Origin of the sequence: Micromonospora sp. NPDC005171, from assembly GCF_040608575.1 — a bacterium.
In the GTDB taxonomy this organism is placed as follows: Bacteria; Actinomycetota; Actinomycetes; order Mycobacteriales; family Micromonosporaceae; genus Micromonospora.
This window is the reverse complement of sequence record NZ_JBEXIM010000014.1, coordinates 128,801-144,916: the sequence shown is the minus strand read 5'-3', so window position 1 is coordinate 144,916 and position 16,116 is coordinate 128,801. Positions and strand designations below refer to the sequence as shown.

Here is a 16,116-nt window from a genome sequence, read left to right as displayed (position 1 = left end):
CGCGACGTGTGCCGCCTCGCCCTGCGCACCGGCGAATTGCCCGAGCACGGCCGCGATTCCGCCCAGATCGTCGTCACCACCAGCTACGACGGGTTAACCCGACAACTGGGCAGCGGTGCCCTCGACACCGGCCTCCACCTCACGCCCGACACCGTGCGCCGGCTCGCCTGCGACGCCACCATCCTGCCCGCCGTCCTCAGCGGCACCGGCCAAGTCCTCGACGTCGGCCGACAACGCCGCCTCATCACCGGCCCCCTCCGACGCGCCCTCGTCCTCCGCGACCGCGGCTGCGCCTTCCCAGGCTGCGACCGACCACCCCGCTGGTGCCACGCCCACCACATCCACCACTGGGCCGACGGCGGCACCACCAACCTGACAAACGCCGTCCTACTCTGCGGCCACCACCACCGACACGTCCACAACAGCGACTGGAGGGTCCGGCTCGGCGGCGACGGACATCCAGAGTTCATTCCACCCGCCTGGTTAGACCCCGAACAGCTTCCCCGCCGAAACCACTACCACCGACGAACATAGGAGTGAGCAGCCGAGAACCATCACCCCTTGGCGGGCCAAAACGCCAGGCCCACGCTGGGATAGCCGAACCAGCGAATGGCACAACCCAGCACATGCCGGCTGGATTGAACACAGGCTGTTTCAGCGGCCCGCGGCGGCCCCGCAGCGGCCCACGACGGCCTGCGCCGGCCCGCAATGCGCCCCCGACAAACCCAACGGCCCGCGGCAGCCGGCGACGACCGGGGATGCGCCCACGCCAACCCGCAACGGCCCGCCGGGCCAGGAGCACCCACCACAGCCGCGCCGGCCTGAAGCGGGTCCGAGAGCCGACCTTCACGCACAAGCGCTCCACGGAGGCGAGGCGGTCGATACCACTGACCGTCAGCGATCCGGGTCCAGGCGGGATCGCTTGAGCGCAGTACCGAATGTCGTCGACGGCATCGATGCGGTCTGGGCTACGACCACCGAACAATCCCGCAGCGGCAGTATCGCGTGGCGACTTGACCTCAAGCTCGGGTGAGGTCCTAGCCTCCGGTATCGGAGGTTACGCATGAGCATGGAAGTTACCGCGTGGATGTCCCTGCACCACGCGATGAACGCGCAGGACGAGCGACCGCTGTCCCGCGCCACCTTGAAGCGGATCGCGAAGTTCGCACGGCCACACCGCGCCTTGATCGTCAGGTTCCTGTTGTTGAGTGTGGTGACGGCGGTTCTCACTGTGGCGGCGCCCGTTCTCGCCGGACGGGTGGTCGACGCGATCGTCGACGGCGCCGACAGCGGCGTGGTGATCCGGTTGGCCGTGCTGATCGCCGTGATCGCCCTCGCCGAGGCCGGGCTGGGTCTGGTGACGCGATTTCTCTCCGCCAGCATCGGTGAGGGGCTGATCGTCCAACTGCGGACGGCTGTCTTCGACCACGTTCAGCGCATGCCGGTGGCGTTCTTCACTCGTACCCGCACGGGTGCCCTGGTCAGCCGCCTGAACAACGACGTGATCGGCGCACAGCGGGCCTTCAGCGACACCCTGTCGAGTGTGGTCGGCAACGCCGTCACGCTGATGCTGACGTTGGCCGTGATGCTCACGTTCTCCTGGCAGATCACGCTGCTGGCGCTCGTCCTGCTGCCCATCTTCGTTCTCCCGGCCCGCCGGATGGGTTCGAGGCTCGCTCAGTTGCAACGTGAAGCGGCCGAGCACAACGCGGCCATGAGCACTCGGATGACGGAACGGTTCTCCGCACCCGGCGCCACGCTGGTCAAGCTGTACGGGCGGCCGGCCGAGGAGTCCGCCGAGTTCGCGGCGCGGGCACGTCGGGTACGCGACATCGGCGTCCGCGCGGCGATGCTGCAGTGGGTCTTCATCACCGCGCTCACCGTCGTCGGCTCGCTGGCGTTGGCCCTGGTCTACGGGCTCGGTGGTCTCTACGCCCTACGGGGCAGCCTCGACGCCGGGACGGTGGTCGCCCTCGCGCTGCTCCTGTCGCGTCTCTACGCACCGTTGACCTCGCTGGCCACTGCCCGGGTCGAGGTGATGAGCGCGCTGGTGAGCTTCGAGCGGGTGTTCGAGGTCCTCGACCTCAAGCCGCTGATCCTCGACAGGGCCGACGCCCGCCCCCTCCCGGAGGGGCCGGTCGGGGTCGAGTTCGAGGGGGTCCGGTTCGGCTACCCCTCAGCGGACAAGGTGTCGCTCGCGTCCCTCGAGGACGTGGCAAAGCTCGATACGCGCGGCGGCGAGGAAGTGCTGCACGGGGTGTCGTTCCGCGCCGAAGCGGGGCAGATGGTGGCTCTCGTCGGCTCCTCCGGTGCGGGCAAGTCGACGATCGCACAGCTCGTGCCTCGGCTGTACGACGTCGAGGACGGCGCGGTGAAGCTCGCCGACGTCGACGTACGTGAGCTGTCGGCCGAGTCGATCCGGACGGCGTTGGGTGTGGTGACCCAGGACGGGCACCTGTTCCACGAGAGCATCCGCGCCAACCTGGCGTTCGCCCGGCCGGACGCGACCGAGGACGAGATGTGGGAGGTGCTCCAGCGAGCCCGACTCGACGACCTGATCCGCAGCCTTCCCGACGGGCTGGACACCGTCGTCGGCGAGCGCGGATACCGCCTGTCCGGTGGGGAACGGCAACGGCTCACCATCGCGCGACTGCTGCTGGCCCGTCCGCGCGTGGTCATTCTCGACGAAGCGACAGCGCATCTCGACTCCACCTCGGAGGCCGCGGTGCAGGACGCCCTGGCCGAGGCGCTGACCGGCCGGACGAGCGTGGTCATCGCGCACCGGCTCTCCACCATCCGGGCGGCCGACCAGATCCTCGTCGTGGAAGACGGACGCATCATCGAGCGCGGACGACACGGTGAACTGCTCGCGGCTGGTGGCCGCTACCACGAGTTGTACCGCACCCAGTTCGCCCAGGACCAACCGACCGTCCAGGAGCAACCGACAATCCAGGGGCAACCGACCGTCCAGGAGCAGCGCGTCGCCACTTGACGGCCCCCTCGCACCGCCGACGGACGCGGTGGCCGGTCCGTCCCACCAAGGACGGCGCGACCACCGCGTCACAGGGGATTGGAATGCCTGGCTGCGGCACATGCCCCGTGCGGTAGACCGGCTCGGCGCCTGCGCTGACTCGGCACCGCCGCCCGCCCCGAAAGCCCGGGGTGGGCGGCGGGCGGCCAATCAGTCGTCGTCGTCGTCGTCGTTGTCGTCGTCGTTGTCGTTGTCGTTGTCGTTGTCGTCGTTGTCATCGTCGTCGACCGGCTCCTGCTCGGCCTTGACCACCGAGCCGTTGTCCCGGTCGACGTCCACCTCGTGCTCGGTGTCACCTGCGACGATCTCGACGCTCCACACCGGCCGGCCGTTCTCCTGCTCGGCTTCGACCTCGACGATCTGACCGCCACCGGCCTTGGCGAGCGCGATCTCACCGGCGCGCTTCTCGTCGACCGCGCTGCCCGCCGGCGCGTTACTGGCCGACGGCGCACCGGTCGACGGCGCACCGGAGGGCGTGGCGGAGGGCGTGCCGCTTGACGGCGTACCCGATGGGGCCGACGGCGCGTCGGTGGCCGTCGGCGCGACGGTTGCCGCGGCGAGTGACGTGCCGCCGGTCCGCGAGTCGTTCGCGGCGGTGACGCCGAGCGCGACCCCGGCCACGGCCAGCACCGCCGACCCGCCGACCGACGCCAGGAGCAGATTGGTGCGCTTCATCGTGGTGTCCACCTTTCCTCGGTTGTCGACTCCGAGGATCGGCCAGATCGGGATAGCACCGCGCTGTCCGGACGCTAAGGCCGGGTTAAGGCGGTCGAGGCTGGGTCAATCGCGCCGGTTGAGTTCCGCTTCCAGCCGCTGGACGAGCGTCTTGCGGTCCTTGCTGGCGCGCTCGTTGCGCAGCGCGGTCTTGAGCTGTCGGGTGTCGAGGCCACGGACCAGCTTGGCGGCTTCCGCGACTGACATCTCCGACATCCGACCGGCCGTGGTGGCGTCCCGGCGCGCTCGTTTCGCCGGCCCGGTGTTGGCGACGTACTGCCTGCCGGCGCGGGACGCTTCGCGTTTCTTCGTGTCGGTCGCGCGCTTCTGGTTCTCCGACATCTCCTCCCAGGCCTTCTTGGGCAGGTAGCGACTCGTCGTCCCGCCCTTGCGCGCCCGGGTGTCGCCCTCTTTCGTCTGCCATTTCTCGTTGCCCCAGCGCTGGAGAGACTTCTGCCGCTCGTCCTTTTCGCCCAGGAATCCGCCGCCGCGCTTCTTGTACTCCTGAGTGACCAACTGCGACTTGCGCGCCGACCACTGCCCCGGCCGGCCGCCCTTGTCGGAAGCCTTGATCTCTTCCTTGATTTGCTCTCTGAGCTCGGGTTTCGTGTACCGCGCCATGACTGGCAGCTACCCGGCATCGCAGCGCCTATGCGTCGGGCGGCGACGCCGGAGGCCCGAGCCGGAGCAGCACGTGCGCGCCGCCTCCCGGGCCGGCCCGCAACTCCAGTCGACCGCCGGCGGCCTGCGCGGCTCGCCGGGCGATGTCCAGGCCGAGGCCGGTGGACCCGGCCGCGCTGGCCCCACGCCGGATCGCCCCGGCGGGCATGCCCGGGCCCTCGTCGGCGACCGTGAGGACCACCTCGCCCGCCTCGCGGGCCAGCCGGACGGCGAACGGCGTCCCGTCGGGGGTGTGTGCGAAGACGTTGCCGAGCAGGGCGTCCGCCGCCGCCGTCAGATTGTCGGCGGCGACACCGACGGGAAGGGGGCCGGGCGTCAGGTCGAGTGTGACGGCCCGGCCGGTGTCCTCGGCCAGCACCGACCAGAACGCGACCCGGTCGGCGACGATCGTTGCCGCGTCCGAGGTGGCCGGCTGCGCCGGTGCGTGCCGCCACCGGGCCTGCCGGATCAGCCCGGTGACCGCGCGTTCGAGCCCGTCGGCGGCGGCGGTGATCCGGGCGGCGTCGTCCGGGTCATGCAACGACTCCGCCTCCAGCCGCAACGCGGTCAGCGGCGTACGCAGCTGGTGCGACAGGTCGGCGACCTGTTCGCGCTCCTGCACCAGGAGCACCTGGATCCGGGTGGCGAGGTGGTTGAGCGCGCCGGCCACCTCGCGCAGTTCGGGCGGGCCGGCCGGCGTGACCCGGGCGTCCAGTTCGGCGTTGGCCAGCCGGTGTGAGACGGCCGAGAGGTCGCTGATCGGCCGGACCAGGGTGCGCGCCAGCCGGTCGGCGACGAGCAGCCCGATCAGCACGAGGATCACGCCGAGCAGCGCCAGCACCAGCCAGGCCCGGGTGACCCCGGCGGTCAGCTCGTGCTGCGGCACCGCGATCCGGATCACCCCGGTGCCGTCCGCCCGGCCCTGCACGGCGATGACGACCTCCCGACCGGCCGCCGACTCCCCGGTGAGGCTCTGTCCGCGCGCGGCGAGGGCCACCGCTGGGGTACGCGGTGTCTGGGCGCCGAGCACCGTGCCGTCGGGCAGGAAGACGCTCACCGGTCGACCGGAGTCCGCGGCGAGTTGCTCGACGGTGAGCCGGATGGTCGCCGCGTCGGCGGTGCCGACCACCGGCACCAGGCTCTGCGCGTCGGCGGTGGCCCGGACGGTGGCCCGGTCCTCGGCGACGGTGCGGACCAGCAGCGCCAACGGCACCAGGAACGCGATGAGGGTGAGGACGCTGACCGCGGCGACCAGCAGCGCGAGACGGGCCCTCACGACTGCGCCGCCGGGGCTTCGAGACGCACCCCGACACCCCGCACTGTGTGCAGGTAGCGGGGCTGTTGGGCGTTCTCCCCCAACTTGCGACGCAACCACGACAGGTGCACGTCGACGGTCTTGTCGGCGCCGCCGTACGGGATCTGCCACACCTCGGTGAGCAGCTCACGTTTGGTGACCACCTGGCCCGGTCGGCCGGCGAGGTGGTGCAGCAGATCGAACTCGCGGGGCGTCAGCTCGACCGTGGCCCCGTCCAGGGTCACCTGCCGCGCCCGGGGGTCGACGCGGAGCCCGCCGACAACCAGCGCCGGGACCTGCCCGTCGGCACCGGAGGGACCCCGTCGCAGCACCGCCCGGACGCGGGCGTCGAGCTGCGCCGCGGTGAACGGCTTGACCACGTAGTCGTCGGCGCCCGCGTCGAGCACCCGGACGATCTCGGTCTCGTCGTCACGCGCGGTGGCCACGATGACGGGCACCGAGCTGACCGCGCGCAGCATCCGCAGCAGTTCGCGGCCGTCCAGGTCGGGCAGGCCCAGGTCGAGCACGACGAGGTCGGGTCGGTCCTCCAGCGCGTCGCGGAGCCCGGCCATCGCGGTCGAGGCGGCGGCCACCGCGTGGCCGCGTTCACGCAGGGCCCGGATCAGCGGGGTACGGATCGTCAGGTCGTCCTCGATGAGCAACAGGCGGGCCACATCTGGCAGGCTAACCGCTGCCGCCGGCAGCGCGGCGCACGTTAACCACGCCTTAGTGTTCGGATGTGCCAACGACAAGGACCGATCGGGGATAGTCAGGGGATGGGCCGTCGTTCGATCCTCGTCGCCACCGGGTGGGTGGCCACCGCCGCCATCGCGACCCTGATCGGCGTGGGCGCGATCCGGTTGGTGGGCGAGAGCCTCACCGGCACTCCCGGCGGGGTGCGCGGCGAGGCCGAGATCGAACGGGCGCTCGCCTCCCCCGAGCCGGTGCCCACCCCCCGCGCCACGGGCAGCGCCTCGGCCGCGCCGGCGGCGACAGGCACCGCCGGAGCGGGCCCGACGAGCCCCGCACCGAGCGGCAGCGCCGGGCCGCGCCGAGGGTTCGCAACCGACGGCGGCACGGCCGTCGCCGAGTGCGGCCCCGGCGGCGTACGCCTCGTCTCCTGGGCCCCCGCGCAGGGCTACCGGGTCCGGGACGTGGACCGGGGCCCGGACGACGACGTCGAAGTCACGTTCGAGGGGTCGGCCCGGGAGTACGAGCTGAAGGTGCGCTGCATCGGCTCGGAGCCGGTGGCCGTCGCCGACGACTGATGTCCCGCGCCTACAACGTCGAATCGAAAGGTGCCCCGGGCGCGCGGCAACCAGGGTGATGGGGCGCGCGGCGTGCTCCTCGATCGCCGCACGGGCACCCTCAACGCCTCCAATAAGAGCCGCATTGAGAGCTCAAGCACCCTGCCTCATTGTCCACCGCAGATTGATGGGGCAAACATGCAACCCACCAGGGTTCAGCGTTGAGGGGTCGCGCGGACTACCGACGACGCGGCTGCCCCCGGACCGCCGCTGAGTCCAACGGCGGATCTGAGATGATCATGCTGTGTCCGTCCCCGAGTCGACCGAAGGCAGTCCGCCGCCGCAACCGCCTGTGCCGACGGTACGCAGCGAGCTGACGACGCTTCTCGTTCTGCTACTCACCTCGGCCGCGCTGCTGGCGCTGTGCCTCTGCTGCGCCGTCTCCTGGCTATACAACTAATCTCGACCGTGAACATACCGATCCGCAACGCCAGTACCGCGATCATTGGGATGCGGCCGGAAGTGCGCCGCTACACGATCATGGACGGCTTGCCCCGGCATGTCGTAGCAGCCAAGGTTCTGGCATCAGTTCAGGAGCCTGGGCCGGTAGGTCGGGGACCCTTCAGCGTGCGTCCGGGTCCGCGTCTCGCGCCTGGTGGGGTCGGTGCTCGGTGATCCACGCCTCCACGTCTTCCACCAACCACACCGCTCCCCCGGCCAGCCGATCGAACGGCTCCGGGAAGTCCGGCCGACTTGTGATCTGCACGACGCGGGCGCGGGACACCTGGAGGCGTTCCTGTAGCTCGGCGCTGCCGTACAGCCTGCGGACCATGGACTGGACGTTATGCGGACCCGTCAGTGTCATATGTGATAGCTGTCAGACTTGACACTGTTGGGTGCGACAGGGCACGGTCTCCTATGGGGCCCGGACGTACGGCAACCGGCTAGGGCTCATTCGGTGAGCGGTCCGGGTGCCTGATCAGGGATCGGTGCCCGGACCTGCCTGTCTTTGGAGGTGGAGCCGTGGCCATGGACGACGGACCCGTGACGCCAGCGCTGGTCATCTGGACTGCACAACGGGTGATCACACAGCATCACGAGCCACCGAGCCGCTGCGCGCAGTGCAAGCCGAACGGGTGCGACATGCTGACGTGGGCTCGGGAGACGCTCAAGGCGCACCGTCAATGATCGAGCGGGAGTTGCCCCTGTCGGCGTGGGTGCCGATGTTGGCCCGGCAGACCATCGCGCAGCACCAGGCGCGCGGATCGTGCCGCCGCTGCCGGTCGGACGGCTGCGCCGAATTGGGGTGGGCGCGCGACCGGATCAAGGCGTACCGGGTGGCCGACAACCGGTGGCAGCGTTACTGACAAGCCCTCATTCGCACCATCGCCTGCCGGGGCGGACCACGCGCAGGGCGAACGCCGCGATCAGGTGATGAAAAGTAGTTGTCTGGGGGCCACCGGAGCTACTGAGCATCACATGATCGAGGCGAGTCCGCCCCCACCGCCCGATCGACGGTGGGGGCGGACTCAGGTGGTGGTTCAGCTGGCGTACGCCTCGACCTCCCAGAGCGAGTGGCCATATCCGGTGCCCCGCGCCGTGCCATTGATTCGCAGGTAGCGGCCGTTGGCCCCGAGGGCGGTGTGCTCGTCCACGCCGCCGTCGGCCCCGGTCACCGTCTTCACCGTGGTCCAGGTGGTGCCGTCGTTCGAGGTCTGGATCTGGTACGCGCTGCTGTACGCCGCTTCCCAGCTCAGCTTGACCCGGCCGATCGCGGTGGCGCTGCCGAGGTCCACCCGGATCCACTGCGGGTCGGAGAACGTGCTCGACCAGCGGGTGGTGAGGCTGCCGTCCACCGCCTGGGCGCCGGACACGTCTGCCCCCTCGTTGCTGGACGTCGTCGCCGGCTTGTTCAACAGCAGGTTGCCGCCGGTCGGGTTCCCGGTGCCGCCGTACACCTCGAACTCGAACAGCGAGTAGCCCCAGGCGGTGCCCCGGGTGGTGCCGAGCAGCCGGACGTACCGGCCGGACCCGCTGAGCCCGGTCAGGTCGTCCACCCCGCCGTCACCGCCGGTCACCGTACGGATCGTGGTGAAGTTGACGCCGTCCGGCGAGGTCTGGATCTGGTAGCCGCTGCCGTACGCCGCCTCCCAGGTCAGCTTGACCCGGTTGATGGCGTACGTGGCACCGAGATCCACGTCGATCCACTGCGGATCGCCGAAGGCGCTGCCCCACCGGGTGCCGGCCGCGCCGTCGAACGCGTTGCCCGCGACGAACGCGCCCTCGAAGCTGGACGCTCGCGCCGGCTTGCCCCGGGCCAGGTTGGCGCCCGGTTCCGGGTCCGGGTCCGGGTCCGGGTCCGGCCCGGGACCGCCGGGGCTGGTGGAGAGGGTGAACTCGTCGATGTCGAAGTACGGGCCGGTGCCCTTGAAGACCAGGAACAGCGTCCGGGTGCCGGTCGGGGCGGTGACCCCGCCGGTGACGGTGGCGAAGGTGGCGTACCCGCCGGTGGGTGTGACGGTGGCCGAACCGACCAGCGGCCCGGTGGGTGAGTCGACCCGCAACTCCAACGTGCCGCCACCGCCGGCGGGTGCGCCGACCCGGGCGCTGAACGACTGGACGCCGGTCAGGTTGTAGGGGCGGAACGAGATCCAGTCGTTGTTGTCGACGTAGCCGACCGCCGCGCCGCCGTGCCCGGCCGCCCCGGAGACGATCTGCACGCCGGACGAGTCACCGAAGTGCTCCGCCTGACGTACCCGAGGTTGCAGCACCGCCTGGGTGTGCGTGGTCAGCGCCGGCTGGCCGCCCCCGCCCAGGTCGGTGTACTCGGCGTCGATGATGCCGAAGATGTTCGCCGCCGTGTCGTGCTCGCCGTCGGCCGAGGTCTGGATGACCCCGGTGCAGCCCTGCACACTGCCCAGCTGGTGGCCGTGCGAGTCGTGGCCGAGCACGTAGTTCACCTTCACCCGGGCGCAGTTGATCGCACCGTCCTGGGCGTCGGTGACGGTGACGGAGAACGGCACCGCGTCCCCGAACGTGAAGGTCTGCCCGTTCAACGGGGTGTTGACGGTGACCACCGGGGCGCTGTTGCCGACGGTGACGACCACGCTCGCGGTGGCCGTCTTGCCGGTGGTGTCCCGGACCGTCAGCGTCGGGCTGCGGGTCCCGTTTGTGGTGTACGTGAAGCTCGGGTTCGCGGCGGTCGAGTCGGTGGTGCCGTTGTTGTCGAAGTCCCAGGCGTAGGTGAACGGGTCGCCGTCCGGGTCGAGGGTGCCGGCCGAGGAGAACGCCACTGTCAGCGGCGCGGTGCCACTGGTCGGGGTGGCGGACACCTTTGCGACCGGCGCTCGGCCCTCGCGGGCGTACTCGATGCGGTAGAGCGCCGAGTTGGCGTCGCCGTTGAACCAGCCGGTGCCGTAGTCGAGCACGTAGAGCGCGCCGTCGGGGCCGAACTCCATGTCCATGACCTGGGTGCCGCTCCACGGGAACGGGTTGATCTTCAGTGGTTGGCCGGACGCGTCGAGCTTGATGTTCTTGATCCAGCGACGGCCGAACTCGCCGGCGAAGTAGGTCCCGTCGTAGTACTCGGGGAACGCCACGGGCGAGGTGTTGTTCGGGTCGTACCGGTAGACCGGGCCGCCCATCGGCGACAGGCCACCGCCGGTGAACTCCGGCGGCGAGCCGGAGCCGCCGTACGGCAACCAGGCCGGGACGGCCGGCGGCAGCTGGGTGATGCCGGTGTTGTTGGGCGAGTTGTTCACCGGCCCACCGGCGCAGTTGAACTTCGCCCCGGACGGCCCGGACGGGAAGGTGTAGTCGTTGTAGGCGTCGTTGCGGGCGGTGCAGTACGGCCAGCCGTAGAAGCCGGGCCGGTCGATCCGGGCGAACTCGACGTTGCCCGCCGGCCCCCGGTTCGGGTCGGCGGTGCCCGCGTCGGGGCCGTAGTCACCGATGTAGACGATGCCGGTGGCCTTGTCCACGCTCATCCGGAACGGGTTGCGGAAGCCCATCGCGTAGACCTCCGGGCGGGTCCGCGCGGTGCCCGGGGCGAACATGTTGCCAGCCGGAATGGTGTAGCCACCGGCGGCGCTCGGCTTGATCCGGAGGACCTTGCCGCGCAGGTCGTTGCTGTTCGCCGAGGTGCGCTGCGCGTCGAACGCCGGGTTGCGCCCGGCCCGTTCGTCGATCGGGGTGAAGCCGGCCGAGTCGAACGGGTTGGTGTCGTCACCGGTGGACAGGTAGAGGTTGCCGGCCGCGTCGAAGTCCATGTCACCGCCGACGTGGCAGCACATGCCCCGGCTGGTCGGCACGTTGAGGATCAACGTCTCGCTGGCCAGGTTGATGGTGTTGTCCGCGTTCACTGTGAACCGGGCCAGCCGGTTGACGCCGTCCCAGACGGCGAAGTCGGCCGGGGTGCCGGTGGCCGGCGCACCACCGCCGGGGGTGCTCAGTGGTGGTGCGAAGTAGGCGTACACCCAGCGGTTGGTGGCGAAGTTCGGGTCGGCCTTGATGCCCTGCAGGCCCTCCTCGTCGCCGGTGTAGACCGGCAGGGTGGCGGCGATCTTGGTGTTGCCGGCGGCGTCGGTGTGCCGGATCACGCCGTTGCGGGAGGTGTGCAGCACCCCCCGGTCCGGTAGGACGGTGAGGCTCATCGGCTCACCGGTCTCGGCCGCGCCCTTGGCCAGCTCCACCTGCTGGAAGCTGCTGGTGACGGTGGGACCGCAGTCGGCGTCGACCGCGCCGGCGGCCGTCCGGATACCGCCGAGCAGGTGCTGCCGGAAATTGGCCTCGCTGTACGACGCGTCGGTGTGCCCCAGGCCGGTGTACCAGGCGCGACCGCCGGAGTAGTTCTGGCACCAGGAGATCGGATGGTCGGCGCCCATGCTCCCGCCGGTGTAGGTGCTCTCGTCCAGGGTGGCCAGCACGTGCGCGTTGCCCCGCGGGTTGGTGCGGTAGTTGTACAACTCGTCGAACCGGCTCCACCGCTGCGGCAGCGTCGCGGTGGACGGGTGCACCTGGTCGGCGACCTTCACTGTGACGTTCTGCTCGGCCGGGTGCGAGGCGAAGTACGCCCCGACCAGTCCCCCGTACCACTGCCAGTCGTACTCGGTGTCGGAGGCGGAGTGCACGCCCACGTACCCGCCGCCGCCGGTGATGTAGCGCTCGAACGCGCCCTGCTGGGTGGCGTTGAGCACGTCGCCGGTGGTGGAGAGCCAGATCACCGCGGCGAACCGGTCCAGGTTGGCGTCGGTGAACTGGGTGGCGTCCTCGGTGGCCTCGACGGTGAAGCCGTTGGCCGCACCGAGTTGCTGGATCGCGGCGATGCCCGGGGTGATGGATCCGTGCCGGAATCCGGCGGTCTTGCTGAAGACCAGCACGCTGAACGGTGCGGCGCTTGCCGGGGGTGGCGCGGCGACGATGCCGCCCGCCACGAGGATCGCGCTCAGCGTGAGGCCGAGCCACGATCTCAGGGATCTGCGCACAGTGGGTCCTTTCGCGGTGCGAGGGACGGCGTGCGCCGATCACGCCAGGCGGTGGTGGGACGAGGTATGTGAATGCATCGTTGCGTCCGGATCACGGGCGCGTCAAGCACTCTCCCACCATCCGTGAGAGCGTTATCTCCGCAGGTCAGCGGCGACCGTGTGGAGTGAGATCGAATAACGTTTTTCGGGCCACGAACCCTGCGGCCGACCATCGGGGCGGGCTGCCCGGCCGCTGCCCGGCCGCAGACCGAACCGCGGGGCCTCCCGTTTCGGCCAAGGCCCGTGCCCCACTGGAAAGACCGTCAGCCACCGGCGGTCGTCGCTCAGCGGCCGCCCGCCACCAACTCGGCGATCATCCCCTCGCAACTGCGGACCACCACCTGAGCGCCGCGCCGTTGCGCCAGCGGGAGTAGTGGATCCTCCGCCCGGTCCCGCCACCGCCACTGCGCGTCGGCGGCGACCTCCCAGAGCTGCCGTACGTCGGCCTCATGCTCGACACCGAGCCGAGCCGCGAGGCCCACCCCGTCACCGCCGACCAACCGCTGCGCCTCGGCCGCCAACTCCGCGTCGAACCCCAGCCGGGTGTTCCGCAACGCCACCAGCAGGCGCAGCTCCCGGAACTCGTGCGCACCGGCGAGGATCTGCTCCACCGCGCCGACCAACTCGGCGGACCCCCGGGTGGGCTCGGCCCGCGACAGCGCCTCCACCGCGGCCAGCGCGGACCGGGCCTTCAGCGCGTCGTGGCGATCGATGAAACAACGCGTCACCGACTCGCGCAGCTCGGTGAGGCCGCTGCGTCGAATCAACTCGGCGGAGAGCTTCACCCGGCTGTCGAACCCGCTGCGCACCAGCGTGGCCGCCAGCCGGACACCGAAGACCCCGAACCGACCGAGCAGCGCGGCGCGCACCTCGGGGTCCAGCCGCACCGGCAGCTCGCCGCGAAGGAAGCGGTCGGCGGAGATGAGGTGGACGTCCAGCTCCGCCCGGGGCACCTGGGCCAGGGTCGCGAGCGCGGCGAAATCCGACTCACCGAGCATCCGGCCGGCCAGGCCGATCATTCCACTGCACGCCACGACGTTGACGCTGAGCGCGTTCACCCTCGGGTCGCGGTAGTGCCGGCGAGCGAGCTGGCGTGCCGTGAGCAGGCCGTCGATCCGGCCTCCACCGGTCTCGTCGGCGCGGGACAGCACCATGATCACGTTGACCGGAGCGGACTGCCCGACGGCACTGTCCCGTGCGGACTCCAGCACCCGCAGATCGCTGTCGCGACCGTCGCGGGTCAGGTACAACATCGCGTCCGAATCGCGCAGCACCCGCTCCAACACCGGCGCCCGGCCCTGCTCGGCGCCGCCGGTGACCGCCGGGGTGTCGATCAGCGTGATCTGCCGCAGCGCCCGCGTGGGCCAGCGCACCACGATGTCCCGCACGTCCCCCGCACCCCAGCCCAGATCCACCCGCAGCCCGGTCGCCGACTTCACCACTGCCAACTCCTGCGGCGGCTGCCCGACGGGGTAGGCAGTGGCGTGCGGCGCGGCCCCGTCCTCATACCAGGTGAAGGCGCCGTCGGCCCGCTCGACCGGCGCGACCTCCTCGCCCATCAACGCGTTGAGCACCGTCGACTTGCCCGACCGCCACGGGCCCACCACCGCGATCCGCAGCGGCTGCTCCAGTCGGGCCACCTGTTGCCGAAGCTCGGCGACGGCCCGGGGATTGTCCTGGTACAGCTCGATGGCCTGGTGCAGCAACCCCCACGCCGCCTCATCCAGGCGCACCCCCACCGTCATGGCTGCGGCTCCAGCAGCAGCGGCGCGGACCGGGCGCCGGTCAACTGCTGGGCCTGCTCGTAGACCGCCGCCAACCGGGTCATCTTCAGCCGGATCTCGCGCTGCCGCTGCTCGCGCAGGGAGGCATCGGTGTCGGCCTCCTGCTTCGCGCTGCGGAACGACTGCACGATGGCCTCCTGGAGCTCCTCGGTCAGCCCCGTGAAGTGGTCCCGCAGCATCCGCTGCACCTGCCGGGCGGCGTCACGGCAGTCCCGGATGATCCGGACGAAGAAGTCGTCGACATGCCGCTGGATGGCCGTCTTGACGGTGGCCTGCCGGCGACGGAGCAGCTGCTTGCTCTCGTCGCGGATGCTCTTGCCGCCGAAGAGCGCTCCGATGCCGACCGAGACCGGGTTGATCATCGGCATCCCGGCCAGGGTGGTCGCCAGACCGAACATCAGCATGCCGCCGTACGAGCCCTTCATGCCGGTGAACAACTTCTGGCCGGTGGTGAACCTGTCGATCGTGGGCCGCTGCAGCTCGGGCAGTCGCTCGCCGATGTCGTCAGGCATCGTCATCGACCAGGGCGGCAGCACGTCGTAGCCGTACCTGTCGAAGTTGGCGGCCACCCGCCGGGCGATCCAGTCACAGCGCTGGATCAGCCACTCGTGGTTCGCCTCCGCCGCCTCCACCAGGCTCCGCTCCAGCCAGTCCTGGAAGGTGTCCCAGGCGACCAACGGGTCGGCGGTGTCGAACGCCTCGTCCACCGCGCGCAGGATCTGTCGGGTCCGGTCGCGCAGGTCGTACTCAAGGTCGGCGAGCAGGTCGGTGATCTCGTCGGTCAGCGTGTTCTGCCACCGCGTGGAGCACCGGCGCAACTCGTCGACCTCGCGCTGCGCGGCGTGCAGCCGGGAGATCGGCCCGGACTGCTCCTCGGCCTCCTGGGTCGCCAACTCGGCGCGCAGCGGCGCGGCCAACTGCTCCACCACCGTCCGGGCCACCGTCTGCACCGCCGCTCGGGCCAGGTGGTCGGCCTTGCCGGCCAGGTCGCGTTGCAGTCGGGCGATCAGCGCGGGGAACCCGGACTCGGCGTTGAGAACACGGTCGTCGGCCGCGGCGGCGCGCAGTCGCAGCGCCGCGGAGACCGGGATCAGCGTCGCCGGGACACCCGCCTCGGCCAGGTGCTGCCGGTTGCGCTCAGCAACCGTACGCCAGTCCGCCACCAGATCGGTCTTGCTCTGCACGACCACCACGTTCGGATGCGAACGCATGATGTGCAGCAGCATGTTCAGCTCGGCGACCGACAACTCCCGAGTGGAGTCGGAAACCAGCAGCACGGTGTCCGCGCGGGCCGGCGCGGCGACCGGTGCGGCCGCGCCGATGCCGGCGACCTCGTCGGTGCCGGGAGTGTCCACAAGCACCAACCCCGCGCCGAGGAGGGCGCGGGGCAAGCCGATCTCGACGTACGCCGGGCCGCCGCCCGGTCGCCGCCCGACCAGGCCGGCCACGCCCGCCGCGACCTGGTTGAGCGCAACCGGGGTCCGCTCGACGGTCGTCGCGGCGGCGGCGCCGGTGGGGTGGCCCGGGGCCGGTGGCGGCGCCTGCGCCACCGCCGCGGTGGGGGCCTTGGCGTGCTGCACCACTGTCGGCAGCACGGTCGTCCGGCCGTCGCCCACCGGGCAGGCCGGCGCGTTGATGATCGCGTTGATCAGCTGACTCTTGCCCTGATTCGGCTCACCGATGACCAGGACACGCAGCGTCGGGTCCAGCAGTTGCGCCCGCTTCTGCCGCACCGTCTGGAGCAGGTCACCGCGACTATGTGCAGTGCACGTGCGGGCGATCTCGTCCAGCACGTCCAACCAGATCCCGGCCATCACCGCACCAAGTGTGCGGATTTCGGCTCAATTATCAAGAGGGACCGGAT

Annotated in this window: 13 protein-coding genes; 5 read left to right on the top strand and 8 right to left on the bottom strand. The window is 70.8% G+C overall.

Annotated elements, in window-relative coordinates:
* Both ABZU74_RS19130 and ABZU74_RS19125 read left to right on the top strand, forming a co-directional pair.
* Nucleotides 1–534, top strand: a 534-nt coding sequence (locus ABZU74_RS19130; RefSeq protein ID WP_355425350.1) for a DUF222 domain-containing protein, incomplete at its 5' end; no start/stop codon positions are given.
* 553 nt (nucleotides 535–1,087) lie between these two features.
* On the top strand, nucleotides 1,088–2,992 hold the full coding sequence (locus ABZU74_RS19125) for an ABC transporter ATP-binding protein (RefSeq protein ID WP_355425368.1): 1,905 nt from the start codon (nucleotides 1,088–1,090) through the stop codon (nucleotides 2,990–2,992).
* A 189-nt stretch (nucleotides 2,993–3,181) separates the two neighbouring features.
* On the opposite strand, the gene ABZU74_RS19120 is transcribed toward ABZU74_RS19125, so the two are convergent.
* The 4 genes from ABZU74_RS19120 to ABZU74_RS19105 form a co-directional block, all read right to left on the bottom strand.
* Entirely contained in the window at nucleotides 3,182–3,706 is a 525-nt protein-coding gene (locus tag ABZU74_RS19120) for a PepSY domain-containing protein (RefSeq protein WP_355425347.1), read from the bottom strand.
* A 105-nt stretch (nucleotides 3,707–3,811) separates the two neighbouring features.
* Entirely contained in the window at nucleotides 3,812–4,366 is a 555-nt protein-coding gene (locus ABZU74_RS19115) for a DUF5872 domain-containing protein (RefSeq protein WP_355425345.1), read from the bottom strand.
* 28 nt (nucleotides 4,367–4,394) lie between these two features.
* On the bottom strand, nucleotides 4,395–5,681 hold the full coding sequence (locus ABZU74_RS19110) for a HAMP domain-containing sensor histidine kinase (RefSeq protein WP_355425342.1): 1,287 nt from the start codon (nucleotides 5,679–5,681) through the stop codon (nucleotides 4,395–4,397).
* Nucleotides 5,678–6,373: a response regulator transcription factor gene (locus ABZU74_RS19105; RefSeq protein ID WP_355425339.1), complete on the bottom strand. Its 696-nt coding sequence runs from the start codon at nucleotides 6,371–6,373 to the stop codon at nucleotides 5,678–5,680. Before ABZU74_RS19105 ends, ABZU74_RS19110 begins: the two co-directional genes overlap by 4 nt.
* 102 nt (nucleotides 6,374–6,475) lie before the next feature.
* Between ABZU74_RS19105 and ABZU74_RS19100 the strand changes: the two genes are divergently transcribed.
* Complete coding sequence (locus tag ABZU74_RS19100) at nucleotides 6,476–6,967, top strand: septum formation initiator (protein ID WP_355425336.1); 492 nt, start codon at nucleotides 6,476–6,478, stop codon at nucleotides 6,965–6,967.
* A 283-nt stretch (nucleotides 6,968–7,250) separates the two neighbouring features.
* The gene (locus ABZU74_RS19095) at nucleotides 7,251–7,406 is read left to right on the top strand and encodes a hypothetical protein (RefSeq protein WP_355425333.1); all 156 of its coding nucleotides are present in this window, start codon (nucleotides 7,251–7,253) and stop codon (nucleotides 7,404–7,406) included.
* A 162-nt stretch (nucleotides 7,407–7,568) separates the two neighbouring features.
* On the opposite strand, the gene ABZU74_RS19090 is transcribed toward ABZU74_RS19095, so the two are convergent.
* Nucleotides 7,569–7,778: a DNA-binding protein gene (locus tag ABZU74_RS19090; protein ID WP_088989986.1), complete on the bottom strand. Its 210-nt coding sequence runs from the start codon at nucleotides 7,776–7,778 to the stop codon at nucleotides 7,569–7,571.
* A gap of 352 nt (nucleotides 7,779–8,130) precedes the next feature.
* Here ABZU74_RS19090 and ABZU74_RS19085 point away from each other — a divergent pair, with 352 nt between their 5' ends.
* A complete protein-coding gene (locus ABZU74_RS19085; protein ID WP_355425330.1) occupies nucleotides 8,131–8,313 on the top strand; it encodes a hypothetical protein in 183 nt (60 codons plus the stop codon).
* Nucleotides 8,314–8,487: 174 nt separating this feature from the next.
* Here ABZU74_RS19085 and ABZU74_RS19080 read toward each other — a convergent pair whose 3' ends face one another.
* The 3 genes from ABZU74_RS19080 to ABZU74_RS19070 form a co-directional block, all read right to left on the bottom strand.
* The gene (locus tag ABZU74_RS19080) at nucleotides 8,488–12,429 is read right to left on the bottom strand and encodes a ThuA domain-containing protein (RefSeq protein WP_355425327.1); all 3,942 of its coding nucleotides are present in this window, start codon (nucleotides 12,427–12,429) and stop codon (nucleotides 8,488–8,490) included.
* Between the two features lie 323 nt (nucleotides 12,430–12,752).
* Nucleotides 12,753–14,213, bottom strand: a complete 1,461-nt coding sequence (locus ABZU74_RS19075) for a hypothetical protein (RefSeq protein ID WP_355425324.1) — start codon at nucleotides 14,211–14,213, stop codon at nucleotides 12,753–12,755.
* The gene (locus ABZU74_RS19070; RefSeq protein ID WP_355425365.1) at nucleotides 14,210–16,066 is read right to left on the bottom strand and encodes a dynamin family protein; all 1,857 of its coding nucleotides are present in this window, start codon (nucleotides 16,064–16,066) and stop codon (nucleotides 14,210–14,212) included. The genes ABZU74_RS19075 and ABZU74_RS19070 overlap by 4 nt, the downstream gene beginning before the upstream one ends.
* Between the last annotated feature and the right edge of the window lie 50 nt (nucleotides 16,067–16,116).